The organism is Arthrobacter sp. GMC3, assembly GCF_002929305.1.
Lineage (GTDB): Bacteria > Actinomycetota > Actinomycetes > Actinomycetales > Micrococcaceae > Specibacter.
In genome coordinates this window covers 1-673 of the sequence record NZ_PJIO01000087.1, presented here as the reverse complement: position 1 = coordinate 673, position 673 = coordinate 1, and the positions used below count along the sequence as shown (strand labels likewise).

The window sequence follows — 673 nt, the reverse complement described above, 5'->3', positions numbered from 1 at the left end:
ACGTACCATTTCACCGACGGCAACCCCTGCACCGGGCTGAAGCCCAGCACGCGCGGCGTGCCATTGAGTTCGGCCTCGACATAGCGGCTGTCGAGCGACGGGGGGTTCTGCGGATAGATGTCGCTTAGCGACTTCATCACCATCTGCTGGTTGGGGTGGACCAGCACCTTGCCATCGCCGCTGATCAGGAAGGCATAGCCCATGCCGTCGAAATCCAGCGCGTTGATGATCTCCACCAGCGCCTTGAGTCCCAGGTCGCCGCCGACCACACCAAGGGTCTGCGCCCCGCTCTTTGCCGGTGTCGCCACGGTGACCACCAGCTCGTTGAGCGAGGCGTCCATGTAAGGTTCGGTCAGCGTGGTGCCGTTCGCCGCGACCGCGTCCTGATACCAGGGACGCGTCCGCGCATCGTAGTCGGCCGGCATTTCCTCGTAGGGGCGCAGCAGGTAGCTGCCGTCCGCACCGCCGAGATAGGTGTACATGAACGTCGAGGTCAGGGCCGGCTGTTCCAGCAGGCTGGCCACGCGCTCCGCAGAACTGTCGCTCGCAATCGACTGCGCCGCACTCTCTACCAGCAGGATGCGGCCCGACAGCCAGTTCTCGATGTTGTGTGCGGTGACCTCGCCCATTTCATCGAGATAACTCTCGAGATTGGCGCGGATGGCATTGCGCT

At 63.7% G+C, this 673-nt stretch carries 1 protein-coding gene; it reads right to left on the bottom strand.

Going from position 1 to position 673, the window contains the following annotated elements; all coding sequences use genetic code 11:
* On the bottom strand, positions 1-673 hold a 673-nt coding region (locus CXQ94_RS23765; protein ID WP_181034364.1), incomplete at both ends, for a cache domain-containing protein.